Origin of the sequence: uncultured Sphingomonas sp., from assembly GCF_964244265.1 — a bacterium.
Classification (GTDB): Bacteria; Pseudomonadota; Alphaproteobacteria; order Sphingomonadales; family Sphingomonadaceae; genus Sphingomonas.
Genome location: NZ_CAXTHV010000007.1, coordinates 14,630 through 31,115, shown reverse-complemented (window position 1 = coordinate 31,115; position 16,486 = coordinate 14,630). Strand labels below are relative to the sequence as shown.

20 protein-coding genes and 1 tRNA gene are annotated in these 16,486 nt (G+C 66.0%); 7 read left to right on the top strand and 14 right to left on the bottom strand.

All coding sequences use genetic code 11. From position 1 onward, the window contains the following. Positions 1–15: 15 nt before the first annotated feature. The 6 genes from hslU to mtnP form a co-directional block, all read right to left on the bottom strand. Positions 16–1,317 (bottom strand): ATP-dependent protease ATPase subunit HslU, encoded by a 1,302-nt coding sequence (hslU, locus tag ACFE7K_RS04220; protein ID WP_375396914.1) that lies wholly within the window; start codon positions 1,315–1,317, stop codon positions 16–18. Continuing rightward, positions 1,314–2,372: an aldo/keto reductase gene (locus ACFE7K_RS04215; RefSeq protein WP_375396913.1), complete on the bottom strand. Its 1,059-nt coding sequence runs from the start codon at positions 2,370–2,372 to the stop codon at positions 1,314–1,316. Before ACFE7K_RS04215 ends, hslU begins: the two co-directional genes overlap by 4 nt. Before the next feature lie 23 nt (positions 2,373–2,395). Further along, a complete protein-coding gene (hslV, locus tag ACFE7K_RS04210) occupies positions 2,396–2,950 on the bottom strand; it encodes an ATP-dependent protease subunit HslV (RefSeq protein ID WP_375396912.1) in 555 nt (184 codons plus the stop codon). A 97-nt stretch (positions 2,951–3,047) separates the two neighbouring features. Next, positions 3,048–3,359 (bottom strand): 3TM-type holin, encoded by a 312-nt coding sequence (locus tag ACFE7K_RS04205; protein ID WP_375396911.1) that lies wholly within the window; start codon positions 3,357–3,359, stop codon positions 3,048–3,050. Between the two features lie 124 nt (positions 3,360–3,483). Next, entirely contained in the window at positions 3,484–4,833 is a 1,350-nt protein-coding gene (locus tag ACFE7K_RS04200; RefSeq protein WP_375396910.1) for an Nramp family divalent metal transporter, read from the bottom strand. A gap of 75 nt (positions 4,834–4,908) precedes the next feature. Next, positions 4,909–5,802, bottom strand: coding sequence for an S-methyl-5'-thioadenosine phosphorylase (gene mtnP / locus ACFE7K_RS04195; RefSeq protein WP_375396909.1), 894 nt, complete (start codon positions 5,800–5,802; stop codon positions 4,909–4,911). A gap of 71 nt (positions 5,803–5,873) precedes the next feature. Between mtnP and ACFE7K_RS04190 the strand changes: the two genes are divergently transcribed. Further along, on the top strand, positions 5,874–6,248 hold the full coding sequence (locus ACFE7K_RS04190) for a DUF2147 domain-containing protein (RefSeq protein ID WP_375396908.1): 375 nt from the start codon (positions 5,874–5,876) through the stop codon (positions 6,246–6,248). Between the two features lie 113 nt (positions 6,249–6,361). Here the strand turns inward: ACFE7K_RS04190 and ACFE7K_RS04185 are convergent, their stop codons facing one another. Continuing rightward, on the bottom strand, positions 6,362–6,985 hold the full coding sequence (locus ACFE7K_RS04185; protein ID WP_375396907.1) for a DNA-3-methyladenine glycosylase family protein: 624 nt from the start codon (positions 6,983–6,985) through the stop codon (positions 6,362–6,364). Positions 6,986–7,054: 69 nt separating this feature from the next. Between ACFE7K_RS04185 and ACFE7K_RS04180 the strand changes: the two genes are divergently transcribed. After that, a complete protein-coding gene (locus ACFE7K_RS04180; RefSeq protein WP_375396906.1) occupies positions 7,055–7,372 on the top strand; it encodes a 2Fe-2S iron-sulfur cluster-binding protein in 318 nt (105 codons plus the stop codon). Between the two features lie 26 nt (positions 7,373–7,398). Here the strand turns inward: ACFE7K_RS04180 and ACFE7K_RS04175 are convergent, their stop codons facing one another. Both ACFE7K_RS04175 and rlmB read right to left on the bottom strand, forming a co-directional pair. Next, positions 7,399–8,130, bottom strand: a complete 732-nt coding sequence (locus ACFE7K_RS04175) for a hypothetical protein (protein WP_375396905.1) — start codon at positions 8,128–8,130, stop codon at positions 7,399–7,401. 16 nt (positions 8,131–8,146) lie between these two features. After that, positions 8,147–8,920: a 23S rRNA (guanosine(2251)-2'-O)-methyltransferase RlmB gene (gene rlmB, locus ACFE7K_RS04170; protein ID WP_375396904.1), complete on the bottom strand. Its 774-nt coding sequence runs from the start codon at positions 8,918–8,920 to the stop codon at positions 8,147–8,149. Between the two features lie 223 nt (positions 8,921–9,143). On the opposite strand from rlmB, the gene ACFE7K_RS04165 reads away from it, so the two are divergent. From ACFE7K_RS04165 to ACFE7K_RS04145, 5 genes are all read left to right on the top strand, one after another. Continuing rightward, positions 9,144–9,229, top strand: a tRNA-Tyr gene (locus ACFE7K_RS04165). 153 nt (positions 9,230–9,382) lie between these two features. Then, entirely contained in the window at positions 9,383–10,372 is a 990-nt protein-coding gene (locus ACFE7K_RS04160) for a glycosyltransferase (protein WP_375396903.1), read from the top strand. Next, positions 10,369–11,376: an acyl-CoA dehydrogenase gene (locus tag ACFE7K_RS04155; protein WP_375396902.1), complete on the top strand. Its 1,008-nt coding sequence runs from the start codon at positions 10,369–10,371 to the stop codon at positions 11,374–11,376. Before ACFE7K_RS04160 ends, ACFE7K_RS04155 begins: the two co-directional genes overlap by 4 nt. A 35-nt stretch (positions 11,377–11,411) precedes the next feature. Further along, positions 11,412–12,026, top strand: coding sequence for a PIG-L deacetylase family protein (locus ACFE7K_RS04150; protein WP_375396901.1), 615 nt, complete (start codon positions 11,412–11,414; stop codon positions 12,024–12,026). After that, entirely contained in the window at positions 12,023–12,601 is a 579-nt protein-coding gene (locus ACFE7K_RS04145; RefSeq protein WP_375396900.1) for a class I SAM-dependent methyltransferase, read from the top strand. Before ACFE7K_RS04150 ends, ACFE7K_RS04145 begins: the two co-directional genes overlap by 4 nt. Positions 12,602–12,722: 121 nt before the next feature. Here ACFE7K_RS04145 and ACFE7K_RS04140 read toward each other — a convergent pair whose 3' ends face one another. The 5 genes from ACFE7K_RS04140 to ACFE7K_RS04120 form a co-directional block, all read right to left on the bottom strand. Beyond that, positions 12,723–13,712, bottom strand: coding sequence for an agmatine deiminase family protein (locus ACFE7K_RS04140; RefSeq protein ID WP_375396899.1), 990 nt, complete (start codon positions 13,710–13,712; stop codon positions 12,723–12,725). Between the two features lie 320 nt (positions 13,713–14,032). Next, complete coding sequence (gene rpsD, locus ACFE7K_RS04135; protein WP_375396987.1) at positions 14,033–14,647, bottom strand: 30S ribosomal protein S4; 615 nt, start codon at positions 14,645–14,647, stop codon at positions 14,033–14,035. A gap of 168 nt (positions 14,648–14,815) precedes the next feature. Next, complete coding sequence (locus ACFE7K_RS04130; RefSeq protein ID WP_375396898.1) at positions 14,816–15,103, bottom strand: hypothetical protein; 288 nt, start codon at positions 15,101–15,103, stop codon at positions 14,816–14,818. Positions 15,104–15,141: 38 nt separating this feature from the next. Further along, positions 15,142–15,861, bottom strand: a complete 720-nt coding sequence (locus ACFE7K_RS04125; RefSeq protein ID WP_375396897.1) for an RNA methyltransferase — start codon at positions 15,859–15,861, stop codon at positions 15,142–15,144. Next, entirely contained in the window at positions 15,854–16,477 is a 624-nt protein-coding gene (locus ACFE7K_RS04120) for a class I SAM-dependent methyltransferase (protein WP_375396896.1), read from the bottom strand. Before ACFE7K_RS04120 ends, ACFE7K_RS04125 begins: the two co-directional genes overlap by 8 nt. Positions 16,478–16,486 lie beyond the last annotated feature (9 nt).

The following is a 16,486-nucleotide window of genomic DNA, read 5'->3' as shown; positions in this document are numbered from 1 at the left end:
CGGCGCCGCTGCCGGTCAGAGCACGAAGCGGCTGAGGTCGGTGTTGCGGGCGATGCTCGCCAGTTGTTGGTCGACATAGGCGGCGTCGACCGTCAGCGTTGATCTCGCACGATCCTCGGCATTGAAGCTGACGTCCTCGAGCAATTTCTCCATGACCGTCTGCAGCCGGCGCGCGCCGATATTCTCGACCGCATTGTTCACTTCGGCGGCGATCCGCGCGACTGCGCGGATACCGTCGTCGGTGAAATGGATAGTCACGCCCTCGGTCCCGATCAGTGCACCATATTGTTCGGGCAACGATGCCTTGGTATCGGACAGGATCGCGACGAAATCGTCCTCGGTCAGGCCCTTCAACTCGACCCTAATGGGCAGGCGGCCCTGAAGTTCGGGTAACAGGTCGCTGGGCTTGGCGACATGGAACGCGCCGCTGGCGATGAACAGGATGTGGTCGGTCTTCATCGGGCCGTATTTTGTCGCGACCGTGGTCCCCTCGATCAGCGGCAGCAGGTCACGCTGTACGCCCTCGCGGCTGACCGATCCGCCGCGCACGTCGCTGACCGCGATCTTGTCAATTTCGTCGAGGAAGACAATGCCGTTGTCCTCGGCATCTGCAAGCGCGACGCGGCTGACCTCGTCCTGGTCAAGCCGCTTATCGGCTTCCTCCTCGACCAGCTTCGTCCAGGCGGCGGGAACGGCAAGCTTGCGCCGCTTCAAATTCTGGCCGCTGCCAAACGCCTTGCCCATCATCTCGCCCAGGTTGATCATGCCGACCTGGCCGCCGCCGGGGATCTCGAACGGCATCTGGGGCTGAGCTTCCACCTCGACCTCGATCTCGGTCTGGTCGAGATGTCCATCCCGGAAACGCTGCCTAAAGCTCTCGCGCGTGGCCTGGCTCGAATCCTTGCCGACCAGCGCATCGAGCAGGCGCGCCATCGCCGCTTCCTCGGCCTTGTCCTTGACCGCAGAGCGACGGCGGTCCTTCTCCAGCCGGATCGCTTCCTCGACCAGGTCGCGCGCGATCTGCTCGACATCGCGGCCGACATAGCCGACCTCCGTAAACTTGGTCGCCTCGACCTTGATGAAGGGCGCATCGGCCAGCTTCGCCAGCCGCCGGCTGATCTCGGTCTTGCCGCAACCGGTCGGCCCGATCATCAGGATGTTCTTGGGCGTGACCTCATCGCGCAAATCGGCGCCGAGCCGCTGCCGGCGCCAGCGATTGCGCAGCGCCACCGCGACCGCGCGCTTGGCGTCCTGCTGGCCGATGATATGCGCATCGAGCGCGGCAACGATGGCCTTGGGAGTAAGCGCGTCGTTCATTTCTGCGGGCTTGCTTTCTGCAGTGGCTCGCCGGGCCGCCGGGCGAGTGCCGTGACGATCGGCGTATCAAGGACGTTGACCACCGTAGCGGGATAGCCGTGCTTTGGCGCGGTCGCCGCATCAAGCACCGCCAGTTCGTCCGCCGACAGCGCAAGGTCGGCCGCGCCGAGATTTTCCTCGAGCTGTTCGAGCTTCGATGCGCCCAGGATCACGCTCGACACCACATCCCTCGCCAGCAGCCACGCGATCGCCACCTGCGCAACGCTGGCGCCGTGCGTCGCGGTGATCGGGCGCAACTGGTCGACGAGCGCGAATCCGGCTTCGACGTTGAATTGGGCCTGTTGGAGATCGGCCAGCCTGTCTTCCGCGCCGCCGGCGGCCCCGCGCGCGTATTTACCGCTGAGAAAACCGCTGGCGAGCGGGCTCCACGCGGTCAGCCCGAGGCCGTAACGGCGCATCATCGGCACGACCTCCGGCTCGATGTCGCGGCCGAGCAGCGAATACATCATCTGGCCATGCGTAAAGGGCGCCCAGCCATTGGCGCGCTGCAGCTCCAGCGCCGCCGCGACCTTCCAGGCCGACCAGTTGGAAAAGCCGATATAGCGCGCCTTGCCGTGGCGGACGATCGTATCGAGCGCTTGCAGCGTTTCCTCAAGCGGCGTGTTCGCATCGTCGCGATGGGCGATGTACACATCGACATAGTCGGTGCCCAACCGCTTCAGGCTTTGCTTGATTGACCAGTGGAGATGCTGCGCGGACAGCCCTGACTGGTTGAGCGCAGGGCCGGTGCGCCAGCCCGCCTTGGTGGCGAGCACCACCTCGTCGCGCCGCGCGCGGATCGCCTGGCCCAGCATCGTCTCCGATTCGCCGCCCGAATAGACGTCGGCGGTATCGAAAAAGTTGATCCCGGCATCGATCGCGCGGCCTACGATACGTTCGGCATCCGCGGGGCCAGTCTTGGCGACCGCGCTCGTCTTGTCCTGGGCGAAGGTCATCGTGCCGAGCGAGAGGCGCGAAACGATCAGGCCGGTCTGACCGAGTTTGGCATATAGCATGGACATTCTTTCGGACGGAAGGTTCAGGCGGCGGGATCGATCGATTCGATCGTTAAATGGCCGTTGGTATAGACACATACGTCGGCGGCGATCGCCATCGCCTTGCGGCAGATCGTCTCGGCGTCGGTCTCGTACTCGACCAGCGCACGCGCCGCAGCGAGCGCATAGTTCCCGCCCGAGCCGATCGCGGCGATCCCCGCCTCCGGTTCCAGCACGTCGCCGTTGCCGGTCAGGATCAGCGTCACTTGGCTGTCGGCGACGATCATCATCGCCTCTAGGTTGCGCAGATACTTGTCGGTGCGCCAGTCCTTGGCCAATTCGACCGCGGCGCGCAGCAACTGCCCGTTGGCCCGCTCCAGCTTGGTTTCCAGCCGTTCGAACAGGGTAAAGGCGTCCGCGGTGGCACCCGCGAACCCGCCGATCACAGTGCCGTCCGCTCCGAGCCGGCGGACCTTCTTTGCGTTTGGCTTCATCACCGTCTGGCCCTGAGTGACTTGGCCGTCACCGGCGATGACCACGCGGCCCGACTTGCGCACGCTCAATATCGTGGTGCCGTGCCACACCATGTCGTTGCTCATTGCGGCGATGTGGGGAGCATTCGTTACTTCGCAAGCCGTGCGCCGTCCTGACGAAGCACCAGTAGATCACGCAGCCCGGTGCGGCACGCCGCGGCGGTCAGCGCTCGCTGCCGCTGGCCTTTCCCCATTGGCGCGCGAGCGTATAGCCCAGATAACCAGTGCCGAAGAGCGTATAGAGCGGCTCCGGCATGGCGTTGAAGTATAGCGCCATGCCGGTTGCCATCGCCCGTGCGGTGGCCGGGCTTACCGCGGCAACCAGCCCAGTCGGAATCGCCCACAGCAGCAACGCATACATCACATAGAGAAAGGTCGGTCGCGCACGCCTTGTCCAGCGATCGGGAGCACCCGGCTGGACCGCCGATGGCGCTGGTGCTTCGTCGCTGACGGGGGCAATGGCATCATTGGTCATCGGCTACATCCAATAAGGTAAGGATTACCAGCCGATCTATCGCTTTAGGTTCAATGTAGGACAGTCCTTTCCGGCTTGTGCGATGATCAGAACTGCGGCTCACCTGATTTCATTCCGCCGCGGGCTATTGGCGGGTCGCGATCCCGACGATCAGCGTAATATTCAGTGCCAGGATCACCCCTGCGGCCGTCCAGGCCACCGCGCGCAGCCAGAACGGGCTGGCAAATCGCCCCATCAGCGCCCTGTCGCCAGTGAACATCACCAGCGGGATCACCGCAAAGGGCAGTTGCAGGCTCAGCACCACCTGGCTGAGCACCAGCAGGCCGGTCGTCGCGCGTTCGCCCGCCACCGCGATGACGGTTGCCGCAGGCACGATCGCCAGCAGACGGGTTACCAGCCGGCGCGCCCACACCGGCAGGCGCAAGTCGAGGAATCCCTCCATAACGATCTGCCCCGCCAACGTGCCGGTAATGGTGGAATTCTGCCCTGAGGCGAGCAGCGCCAGCGCGAACACGACGCCCGCAGCGCCCGCGCCCAGCATCGGCGCCAGCAACCGGTGCGCATCCGCGATATCCGCGACGTCGTTGCGCCCCGCGGCGTGGAATGTCGCCGCCGCCAGCACCAGGATCGCGGCGTTGATGAACAACGCCAGACTGAGGGCAATTATCGTGTCGATCGTAGCGTGGCGGATCGCCTGGCGCTTGCCCGCAGCGTGGGTGGCGAAGGCGCGGGTCTGGACGACCGACGAATGGAGATAGAGATTGTGCGGCATCACCGTTGCCCCCAGGATGCCGATGGCGATGTACAGCATCGCCGGGTTGGTGACGATCCCCGGATTGGGCACCAGCCCGCTCAATATTCCCCTGACGTCCGGCCGCGCCAGCACGAGTTCGTAGATGAAGCAGCCGGCGATCGCGACCAGCAAGGTGGCGATAAACGCCTCCAGCTTGCGGAAGCCGAAGCGTTGCAGCGCCAGCATCAGGAAAACATCGAACGCGGTGATCGCAACGCCGACGAGCAGCGGCAGGCCGAACAGCAATTGCAGCGCGATCGCCGTTCCCAACACTTCGGCCAAATCGCAGGCGATGATCGCGAGTTCGCACAACAGCCACAGGGCGATCACGGTCTTCTGCCCGAACCGCCCGCGGCACGCCTGCGCCAGGTCCAGCCCGGCGGCGATGCCCAGCCGGGCCGACAGCGTCTGCAACAGCATTGCCATCAGGCTGGACAGAAGGATGACCGAGAGAAGGGTGTAACCGAACGCCGATCCGCCGGCCAGATCGGTCGCCCAATTGCCCGGGTCCATATAACCGACCGCGACGAGATAGCCGGGCCCGGCAAAGGCGCCCGCGCGTCGCCACCACGACCCGGTGGGAGGGATCGCCACGCTGCGATGATGTTCGTCGAGCGACGGGCGACGCGACCGGAACAGGACATCCAGCATCAGCGCATCGCTGCTCGGCGGTGGCGTCACCTGTGATCCCGTCTGCTGATTACCAGGGCTGATACGCGTCGCTGCCTCTTTAGTTGCGCTGCGCCAGACCCCTTTTCACGCGGGTTGCGCCCGATCCATGGTGCGTAACACGCGGCCGGCCACGGCGTCGAGTTTTGCGAGCATCGTCGGGTCGCATCGCGCGGGGTCGGTGATCAGTGCAAAATCGAGCACTGAATCGATCGGGGAAGGGTCGCGGGCCGCCGGCAAGGCATTGACGAACGCGGCGACGGTGGCGCGCGCGACCGCACCGTTGCGCTGCATCTGCCCGATCACCTCGCTGACCTCGACCGGCGCCTCGCTGTCGCGCCAGCAATCATAGTCGGTGACCATCCCGATCAGCGCATAAGGCAGTTCCGCCTCGCGGGCGAGCTTGGCCTCCGGCATGGCGGTCATGCCGATCACGTCGGCACCCCATTGCCGATAGAGCAGGCTTTCGGCGCGGGTCGAGAATTGCGGACCTTCCATCGCGACATAGGTCTTGCCCGTGGCCACCGCCCCGCCGGCCGCCGTCACCGCGGCTGCGGCATAGCCCGACAGGCGCTCGCAGACGGGCTGCGCCATGCTGACATGCGCGACCATGCCGGTGCCGAAAAAGCTGGTTGGGCGGGCAAATGTACGGTCGATGAACTGGTCGACGACGACGAAATGGCCGGGCGGCAAGTCCTCGCGCAAGGAACCGATGGACGAGATTGCCAGAATGTCGGTGCATCCCGACTGCTTCAGTGCATCGATATTGGCGCGGACGTTCAATTCCGACGGCGGGATGACATGGCCACGCCCATGGCGCGGCAGGAACACCAGCCGCACGTCGCCGATCCGCCCGAACAGCAACTGGTCCGACGGCGCTCCCCACGGCGTATCGACCGTCCGCCATTCGGCCTGGTCCAACCCGTCGATCGCATAAAGCCCCGATCCCCCGATCACGCCGATCGTCCAGCTGTCGTTCATGTCGCCTCCGTCAAACCTTTTCGATGATTCGACCGATCCTTAAGCGATTTGCCGCACTCGCGCTCGCCACGATGCTGCCCGCCACCGCCATTGCCGCGACGCCGATCAAGGGGCGGTGGATCACCAATGACGGCGGTGCCGTGGTCGCAATCGCCGATTGCGGAAACAAAATATGCGGGCGCATCGAACGCTTCCTCAAGCCTCCCGTCGGGCCGCAGGTCGATGCCAAGAACCCGGACGCGACGCTCCGTACCCGCCCGCTGCTCGGGCTGCCGCTCCTGACCGACCTGGCGGCGGACGGCGACGGCTGGACCGGCCGCATCTACGACCCGCGTAGCGGCCGGACCTATCGTGCGGTGGTGACAACGGCGGCCGACGGCAAGCTCAGGGTCAAGGGCTGCCTGTCGATCCTTTGCCAGACGGTCGTGTGGACGCCGACGCGATGACGCCTCGCACCTGATCCGCCAAAGCGGTGTTTGGGTGGTGCGGCGATCCCGGATTTGGGCAAGGATGATACCGCCGCCAGGGACGAAATCGGGTTGGTCCATAGGGCCGGACGTCAAATCACCGCCAGGTCGACCTTGTAGTGATGCCATGCCAATATCGCTGCGGCGCCGCGATGGGGGCGCCATGCTTCGGCCAGCGCCCGCACCGCCTTTTCGCTGGGCCGAACATCATGTCCCAGGATGCGCCCGATCTCGATCTGAACCGCTAGATCCCCCGCCGGCCAGATGTCGGGCCGCCCCTCGGCGAACAGCAGGTAGATTTCGGCCGACCACCGCCCGATGCCCTTGATCGTGACGAGCTTGGCGATCGCCTCCTCGTCGTCGTCGGGCAGATGAGGAAGGTCCAGCCGGGCGCTGCTCACCTCTTCGGCCAGGCTGCGGGCATAGCCCGATTTCTGGCGCGACATGCCGCAAGCGCGCAATTGACCGTCGCCCGCCGCGACGATGGTGGCGGGGTCGGTCAGATCGCCCAGAGCGGCTTCCAGCTTGTTCCAGACCGACGTCGCCGCCGCCACGCTGACCTGCTGGCCGATGATCGTGCGGAGCAAGGTGGCATAGCCGGGATCGCGCTTGCGTGGCGCAGGGTAGCCGGCGCGGTCCAGCGCCGCGCCGAATGCCGGCTCGATCGCCGCGAGAGCGTCCAGCGCGGCACTGAGCGATTGCGTGGTCAGCACCATCGCGACCGCACTTGATCGATCGCCCGGGACACGGCTAGGGCACGAGGAGCCAGTTGGAAGGATATCGTCATGCCCAAGCTTATCGTCGTGACCCGCGACGGGGAAGAACAGGAAGTCACGGGCGAGACCGGCCTTTCGATCATGGAAGTCATTCGCGACGCGGGGATTGACGAAATGCTGGCCCTATGCGGCGGCTGCTGCAGCTGCGCCACCTGCCATGTCCATGTCGACCCGAATTTTGCCGCCAAACTGCCGCCGATGAGCGAGGATGAGAACGACCTGCTGGATTCGTCGTCGTTCCGCGACGGGAACAGCCGGCTGTCGTGCCAGTTGCCGATGAACGATGCGCTGGACGGCATGACCGTCCGCATTGCCGAAGAGGACTGAGCCGCCCCAGGTACTGACCCGGCCAGTCACTTCACCGACGTCAGTTTGAGCACCGCCAGCGGCGCGGTGTCGGCGAGCGGCGTCGCCTTCCAGGCGATCGTCCGGCGACCACCGACGGTCTGCACCCCCGCCTCATTATTCTGGCTGATGATCTCGGCGTCGGTGTCGAGCGTGAAGGTGCCGTCCAGCTTCGACATCGTCTTGGCGCCATCGCTGGGCCCCGACGCGCCGCCCAGTTGGTCCTTGCTGTCATTGGCGAAGCCCGGCGCCTTGACGCGGACGGTACCGTTGGCACGAACCTCGACGACGATGAACGGAATGATGATCCCGGCGTCCAGGTTATAGGGAAAGACGAAGGCATGGTCGAGCCGACCGCCGACCTGATAGTCGATCATGAACTTGCCGTTCCCCAGATACTCCGCCTTGCGGTATCCCGCCTCCTTCGACAGCGCATCGGCGAGCGCCTTGTTCTTGGCCTCGACCGTAGCCTTGTCGTCGGCATTGCCTGCCTTGTCGTCACTCCACCAGGCGATCCGGGTCTTGGAGGAGCTATCGGTCGCGCCGCCATCGGACTTGCCCATGCCCTGCATCATCTTGTCGGCGTCGAACGCATAGACTTCGCCGGTATAGCTATAGGTGAAGGTGCGATCGGCGTTGATCACCAGACTGGACGTGAACTTGCCGGGCGCCAGCACGCAGGCAGCGAGCACCAGCGGCGCCAGCAGCGGCAGCGCGACGCGAACCAACCGAGCGATCATGACGAGGCCCCTTACGTTAATTGGTCTGCACCCGGTCCCGCGCCGCTACCGCATAGAGCGCGATCGCCGCGGCATTCGAAACGTTAAGGCTTGCGACCCTAGGCGATATCGGCAATCGCGCAAGCTGGTCGCAATGTTGCGCGGTGTTGTGGCGAATTCCTTCGCCTTCGGCGCCCAGCACCAGCGCCACGCGCGCGCCGCCGATCGCCGTGGCCAGGATGTCGGTCGCCTCCCCGGCCAGCCCGATCCGCCAGAAACCGGCCTCGGCAATCTCGCCCAGCGCGCGCGCCAGGTTGACCACGCGGACCCACGGCACCAGTTCCAGCGCACCCGAAGCGGCACGAGCCAGCGCCCCCGATTCGGGCGGGGCATGACGGTCCTGCGTGACGATGCCCAGCGCGTCGAACGCCGCTGCCGACCGCAGGATCGCGCCGACATTGTGCGGATCGGTGACGTGATCGAGCACTAGAAGCGGTCGCTGGCGCTCGGGCGGATCGGCGGCGCCCTGGTCCAGCAGGTCGCCCAGCCAAACCTCCTCCAGCGGATCGACCTCGGCGATCAGGCCCTGGTGGGGCGCATCGGCAGGGACCAGCCGACCCAGATCGGCGACATCGGCAAAGGTGATCGGCACCACCGGCGGGATGTCCAGTCCGACTATCCCCTCGCGCGTCGCCCACAGCTTGCGCACAATGCGCTCGGGATTGGCCAGCGCGGCGGTAACGGCGTGCCGTCCCCACAGGCGGGGCCGGTTGCCTGGCGCCTGCGACGGCCGATGCCCACGCCGCTTCATCGGCGTGACCTGACCGTGGTCATCGGCAAATTACGGGCATGACCGGCGAAATAATCGCAACGACGGCGATCGACATGCGCATGATGACGAGCCCTTCGGAAGGAAACAATGACGCGCGCACGCTATTGCCGCGTCAGCCGGGGCGCAAGGCCAGGACCCGTGCGTTGACACGCGCTTCCCGCTTCGGCATTGGGCGCCCTCGCTTTTCAATAGCGCCTCCCCTGGACAGGTGGCCGAGTGGTTAAAGGCAGCAGACTGTAAATCTGCCCGTGCAAGCGTACGCTGGTTCGAATCCAGCCCTGTCCACCAAATCCGTGTTCCAAGGCAAAAGGCCGCCATATCTCACGGCCATCCTGAAGATGACGCACTGATCGAGGTCAAGTCGGCGGTGCTTGCCGGCCTTTAAGCTGATAAAACATCTTTGCCCGAAAGGAACCGACCATATTGCCGATCGCCATATGCGTGCCTGTGCGCAACGAGGAAGCAGAGCTTCCCATCCTGCTGTCGGCGTTGCAGCGCCAGACCGGTGGGATGCCTTTCTCCCTGTGCGTTTATCTCGATAATTGCACCGACAACAGTAATGGCGTTATCGGCGATTTTGCGCAGCGGACCGGGCTCCCGGTCTTCATCGGGCGCAGCGATGCCAATGACAGCAGCAATGCCGGCCGGGCCCGCGGCGCGGCTATGGCGCTGGGCCTACGAAAAGTCGGCGCGGATCGCGGCGCGCTGCTGCTTACTACCGACGCCGATAGTGCACCCGAGCCGGACTGGATCGTACGATCCGCTTCCTCGCTTGCCGAGGTTGAGGTCGCCGCGGGACGAATCATCCGCCGCGATGCGGCCGGGCCATCGCTCGCTTCGCGCCTCGAAGACTATCTCGATCGTCTATATGCGCTGCGCCGACGGGTCGATCCGGTGGTGTGGGAGCTTCCCGACACGCATCATTTTGGCGGGGGTGCAAACCTGGCGATCAGGGCCTCCGAATATATCTCATTGGGCGGGTTCGCCCCGCTGGTCGCAGGAGAAGACGCGCGGCTGCTCGACGATGCCAGCCGTGCCGGCCTGCGCGTCCGCCGCGATCCGCGCATGGTGGTCGTCACCTCGGCCCGCCGATCGGGGCGCGTGCCCGGCGGCCTGGCGGCGGTACTGCGCGATCTGGACCGCGGGATCGAGCCGATGGTCGGCGACCCGGTCGCCGCCTTGTGGCAATATCGCATGCAAGCAGAGGCAAGACGCGTGTTCCACCAGAGTGGAGCGGCCACCGAATTCGGCCGCAAGATCGGCTTGAGCGAAGATCATGTCCGCGGCGTCGCGCGCGACTGCCCCAATGCGGAGGCGTTCGCGATGCGGATCGTGCCGGCGCCGCCCGGGGCGCAGCAGTCCGTTCCGCTGCCGGAAGCCGAACGGCGGCTGGCGGCGATGGAGACCATGACGGTCGATGAGGCCGCGTGAACGATTCGCCAGAAATACCCCCGATTGCCGGCCTGTTGCGAGCGGCAGTATTGTCGCTGCGTGGCGCCGGATCAGACCTGGGCGATCCAGCCGATGCCGATGCGTTTCTCGCGCTGCTTCGCCTGCTGTACGCCACGGGCCGCCGCGACCTGCCGCTGGGCCGTTTGTTCGAAGGGCATGTCGATGCAGTCCAGATCATGCACCGTTATGGGACGCCGGCGCAGCTGGCGTCGCTCGGCGACGCGCTTGATCGCGGGGCCATGCTGGGCGTCTGGAACGCCGAATTCCAGGGTCGATCGCTGTCGCTGGAAGCGGGCCGATTGTCGGGCGGCAAATCCTATGCTTCCGGGGCCGGCGTCCTTACCCACGCCCTGGTGACCGCGGCGACGCCGGCGGGGCCGCAGCTGCTGCTTATCGACCTGGCCGGCCTGGTGCCCATGATCGATCGCACGTGGTGGCGGACGACGGGCATGCAGCGCTCCGAGACGCACCTGGTATCCTGGTCGGACGTGCCGGTCCGCGAAAGCGATATGATCGGCCGTCCGGGTGACTATGCCCAAGAGCCCTGGTTCAGCGGCGGTGCGCTCCGCTTCGTCGCGGTCCAGGCGGGAGGCGTGGCGACGCTGTTCGATCAAAGCCGGGACCATCTGGTAAAGCTCGGTCGTGCCGACAATCCGCACCAAGCAGCACGCCTGGCGGCGCTGTACGCAATGGCGCAGAGCGCCGCCGACACCGTACGGGCAATTGCCTTGCGCTGGTTCGACGAGCCCGACACGGCCAGGCTGCCGCGCGTCGCGGCGGCAAGGCTGGCAGTGGCCGATCTGGCCAACCAGGCGATGTCGGTCGCACGTGAGGCGGTGGGGCTGCAGGGCATGTTCCTCAGCCACCCCTTGGCCCATACACTCGCCGACCTGCCGGTCTATCTGTGCCAGCCAGCACCTGACGCGCAGCGCATGCGGGTCGGCAAGGCAATTGCCGATGGTGCCTTGGAACCGGCACTTTGAGACTGCGCCTCGGCCGGCCGCGGTCGGCGCTGGTCGTGGCACCACATGCCGATGACGAGATTATCGGCGCTTTCGGCGTGATCCAGACCTTATTGCGGCAAGGGACGAGCGTAGGAGTCGTCGTTGTCACCGACGGCGCGGCCTCGCATCCGTCGAGCGCGCGTTGGCCCCGCGCCCGGTTGGCGGCCGCCCGCCGCAAGGAAAGCCGCCGCGCGCTCTTGAGGCTGGGGCTGACCGCCCCGGCAGTCGAGTTCCTGAATTTGCCTGATGGGGCACTGGTCGCCCGGCAACGTGATTGTTACCGCGCGATTGCCCGGTCGCTCGCCCGCCGGGGCGACCTCGACCTGCTGGTCGGGCCCGCCGCCGATGATGCCCATCCCGATCATCGGGCGGTGGCGGCGGCGCTGATGGCGGCGCCCTGTGCGGCTCGTCGGTTGGCGTACCGGGTCTGGCCCACCACCCGAAACCGTACCGATGGCTGGGCACTGCCGACCGGGCGAAGCGCCGCCGCGAAGCGCTCGGTCCTGGGCGTCTATCGTACGCAGACCGGCGCGATCACGGATGATCCCCAGGGCTTCGCCATCGCCAGGCACGAAGCCGTCCTCTTCACGCACCCCGTCGAGCGCTATTTCCGGGCGGGGCAACAATGAGCGCCGCGGGCCTGGACCAGTTCGCCACGAAATTCAGCGAGTCCGACGATCCGTGGCTGACGTTTACGGATCGAGACGAGGCAATGAAGAGGCGCGCCATCCTTCGCGCGCTGGGACCGGGGCCGATCGGCCGCGTGCTGGAACTCGCGGCCGGCAACGGCTCAAACAGCGCAGCGATCGCGCCCCGCGCCTTGCGGCTCGATGCCACCGAGGGAACGCAAGAGGGAACCCAATTGACTGCGGAGGCGATCGCTCCCTGGCATCGGGCCCGCGCCCTTCGTCTTGCTTTGCCGGCCCCTTTCCCCCGCCCGCTGTACGATGTCGTCGTCATCGCGGAGCTGCTCTACTATCTGTCACCTCGCGACATGCGTGCGGTAGCGGAAGCGATCGCACGCGCGCTGCGGCCCGGCGGTACGCTGGTCCTCGCGCATCACCGCATCGACTATTACGACTTCGCCCAGCATGCGGGGGGCATTCACGAGCGCTTCCTTGGAGGAATGAGGTCAAGGACCAATTGCCGGATCGTTCGGCGCACCGGTCGCTGGATTGTCGCGGTCGTCAAATTGACCGAGTAAGTCGATCCTTCGCCAAGCTGGGGTCTGCACCCCAGGCTTTGTCCGTCCTTGACGGAAACCGGCACCGGCCAGTGCCACCTGAACAAGACCGACTCCAACTCGCCGATGGGGCCGACTGTCTTCAGGCGGGAATCTGCTGGCTGATGCAGTGAAAGCTGCCGCCGCCGGTCAGGATGTGATCGGCGCGCAGGCCGACCGTGCGGCGGTCGGGGAACAGGGCGCCGATTTCGGCCACCGCCGCCTCGTCATTCTCGGCACCATAGATTGGCACTATTACTGTGGCATTGCCGATATAGAAGTTCATATAGCTCGCCGGCACAATTTCCTCGCCGCGCAGGATGCGGCCTGGTGACGGCACCGTCACGACCTCGATGTCGCGATGCTGACGCGCTCGTGCGACGGCGCGCTGATAGACCTGCCAGTTAGGATCGTTGTCCGCCGCCTGGGGGATTGCCAGCCGACGGGGCGCAACGAACCGCGCCAGATTGTCGACATGGCCGTCGGTATGGTCATTGAGCAGCCCATCGCCCAGCCATAACAGCTCGCCGAGTCCGAGATCCCGGTACAGCAGATCCTCGATCTCGCTGCGCGACAGCGCGCCGTTGCGGTTGCGGTTGAGCAGGCATTGCTCGGTTGTCACCGCCATCCCAGTGCCGTCGCCGTCGATGGCGCCACCTTCCAACACCCAGTCGAAGCGCTCCACCCGCTTGCCCCGCGCCTTGGCCAGCCGCTGGCCGACATCGTCGTCGTCGGCCAGATCGTATTTGCCGCCCCAGCCGTTGAACGCAAAGTCGGCGGCGATCCCGTCGCCGCGGATGATCGGTCCGGTATCGCGGAGCCAGATGTCGCCGAACGGCGCGACGACGATCTTTGCGGCGTCGCCGGCGTGGCTGCGCGCGGCAGTCGCAGCTTCCTCGTCGGCGGCGACCAGCAGCACCTGTTCGCCCCGCCCGTCGGCATGGACCGCGCGAACAAAGGCGGCGACTTCACGCCGTGCCGGCTCGAGATCGGCTTCCCATAATTCAGGGTGGCTGGGAAAGCCGATCCACACCGCCTTGTGCCGTGCCCATTCGGGCGGGGGCGGGGCGGGCGCGGCCGACAACGCGGTCACTGCCCGGCGCGGCGGCAATGACGCATCACGCCGCATGGCACGGCCGGATGGCAGGGCAGAGCCGATCCTGTCGCCGGTTCACGCGACGACGCGGCGAACAGCGGCAATGACGAGGCAAAACGGCGCATCCAGGGCCCCTTTGTGATCGACCTCGCCTGTCTGGCACTCGCTCGCCGCAGACGCAAGCGAACGGTCGGCGTGATCTGCGGGGGAATAGCTGATGGAACGTGCAATCAGCTGGCGGTGTCGGTCGGCGCTAAAAACGCGCGCTACCGGCCAAGCCGCCGACAGGTGCCGGTTTGAATCGCGCTACCCTCGAGTCAGCGGCTGTAGAACTCTACCACCAGGTTCGGTTCCATCTTCACCGGATAGGGGACTTCATCCAGCGTGGGCACGCGGGTGAAAGTCACCTTGGCGGTGCCGTCGGGGGCGACATAATCGGGGATTTCGCGTTCGGCCAAACCCTGTGCTTCCATCACCAGCGCCATTTCCTGCGCCTTTGCCCCCAACGTGATCTCCTCGCCGACATAGCAGCGGCGCGATGCGATGTTGCACTTCACGCCGTTGACCCGGATATGACCGTGACTGACCAGCTGGCGCGCGGCGAAGATCGTCGGAGCGAACTTGGCGCGATAGACAATCATGTCCAGCCGCTGCTCGAGCAGACCAATCAGGTTTTGACCGGTGTCGCCCTTCATCCGCGCGGCTTCGTCATAGCAGTGGCGGAACTGCTTCTCGGTGACGTCGCCATAATAGCCTTTGAGCTTCTGCTTGGCGCGCAGCTGGATACCGAAATCGGATATCTTGCCCTTGCGGCGCTGGCCATGCTGGCCGGGCCCGTATTCACGCTTGTTCACCGGGGATTTGGGCCGTCCCCAGATGTTCTCGCCCATGCGGCGATCGAGCTTGTGCTTGGCGCTGGAGCGCTTCGACATGATCTTTCCTTGCAGTTGCCAACGACAACGCCGCCTGGGGACGACGTTTATCCGGTCATCGCGCTGCTGGGGTCCTGCGACCGGCAGGGCCACCGCTTCACCGGAAAGTGCGGGGCCGACGTGCGAAGGCGCGGCCTTTGGCAGATAGGCTGCGCGGGGTCAAGCGGATCAGCGGTCGCCCGAAACCACCCCGGCGCGTTTGTCATCGCGAAAGTTATCGTTGGAGCGGCCCGACGCCGCCTCGATTGCCGCCCATTCATCCTTGGTGTGGCAGATGCGCTTCGGCGGCATGATGGTGCCGGTGGCCCCTTCGACGCGGCAGACCTTCTTCTCGGGCTTGGGTGGCGCAGGCGGGGCATCCTGCGCAATGGCGGCGGGAGGGACCAGCGCGAGCGCTGCGGCGGCTAAAGCAAGCTTCTTGAGATACTCCGAATCACAAACCGGGCGCAGGCCCATTTTCTTCGCATATGCAATAATGGTTTGTCTAAGATGCATCAAGCTCTCGGCCGCTTGCCGGCGAGTGCCGACAGCACGCCGCGCAGCGTGCGTACCTCCTGGCTCGACCAGCCGGGCTTGGTCAGGAGCGTACGCAAGGTTCGCCGCGTCACCGGCATGCGATCGGGAAGATGGAAGAACCCGGCAGCGACCAGCATCGCATCGAGCTGGGCGATCATGCCGTCAAGTTCCTCCTGCGGCGCGGGCAGTGGCAGGTCGGATTGGGGCGGTTGCGCCAATGCTCGCCCCCTTGACCATTCATAGGCGACGAGGATCACCGCCTGAGCGAGGTTCAGGCTGCCGAATTCGGGGTTGATCGGCACGGTGATGATCGTGCGGGCCAAGGCGACGTCGTCGGTCTCCAACCCCGACCGCTCCGGCCCGAACAGGATCGCGGTACAGCCCCGCGCGGCGTGGATCGCGCGCGCCGCCGCCGCCGGCGTCAGCACCGGCTTGGTCACGCCGCGCTTGCGCACGGTGGTGGCAAAGACATGATGGCAATCGGCGACCGCTGCGGCAACCGAGTCGAATACCGCCGCGCGTTCCAGCACCCGGTCCGCGCCCGATGCCGCCGGACCCGCCTGCGGATTGGGCCAGCCGTCCCTGGGTGCCACCAACCGCAGGTCGACCAGCCCGAAATTGAGCATGGCACGCGCCGCCTGGCCGATATTCTCACCCAGTTGCGGCCGGACGAGCACGATTACGGGGTTCTCAGCCACGCGCCAGCTGCGCGCTCCACGCATAGCCCCGATACATCGCGCGATGCGCTGCGGTCAGCCCGCCAGCACCCGCAATCGCATCGACCTCGACGAACAGGCTGGCGTGCGGCGTCACGTCGAACTTGCCGAGCCAGGCAAACAGCAGCGTCCGCCACCAGCCTGGCAACGCCTCCTGCTGGCCGAAATCGACGATGTCGAGCCGTCCGCCGGGCGCCAGCTTGTGCGCGCCCTGGCGAAGCGCGCTGCGCCAGTCGGGGATCATCGACAATGTATAGCTCTGGAATACGCGGTCGAACGTCGCCTGGCCGAACAGCGCCGCAGCATCGAAGGCGGTGGCGTCACCCTGCGCCAGCACGATCCGCGCCGACAGGCCGGCGGCGGCGACCTTCGCGCGCGCCGTCGCCAGCATCGCTTCGGAGATGTCGATGCCGAACAGGCGCGCATCGGGCCACCTTATGGCGGCAGCGATCAGGTTGCGTCCGGTGCCGCAGCCGATCTCGATCATGCTGCCGCCGGGCGGGGGCGCCAGCCCGGCGATCAGCGCGTCACGGCCCAGCAGGTAATATTTGCGGGTGAGATCATAGAAGTGGCGCTGGGTGCGATAGATCGCGTCCATCTGCGCGGC